Origin of the sequence: Cognatundibacterium jejuense (assembly GCF_014284255.1) — a bacterium.
Classification (GTDB): domain Bacteria; phylum Pseudomonadota; class Gammaproteobacteria; order Burkholderiales; family Burkholderiaceae_D; genus Undibacterium; species Undibacterium jejuense.
The window spans coordinates 1-243 of the sequence record NZ_JACOFV010000087.1; the positions used below are offsets into that span (position 1 = coordinate 1).

General features: G+C 45.3%; 1 rRNA gene. It reads left to right on the top strand.

Going from position 1 to position 243, the window contains the following annotated elements:
* Positions 1–183: 183 nt before the first annotated feature.
* A 5S ribosomal RNA gene (gene rrf / locus H8K32_RS20820) occupies positions 184–243 on the top strand; the annotation flags it as partial.

Below are 243 nucleotides of genomic sequence, written 5' to 3' on the forward strand. Positions count from 1 at the left end.
GAGAAATTATGAAGTGAATGCCAAAGAGAGTTTGGTACGAATCATAACCAGTAATAAATGAATCAAGATTAGTGCGAAAGAGAGATGAGAATCACTCGGAGCGCACACTCTACGACACTTCTTCTGAATTGGATTTGCTGTGGGCTGCAGAACAACGCACACACAGTAGATCGACAAGTTATGCCTGATGACCATAGCGAGTTGGTACCACCCCTTCCCATCCCGAACAGGACCGTGAAACGA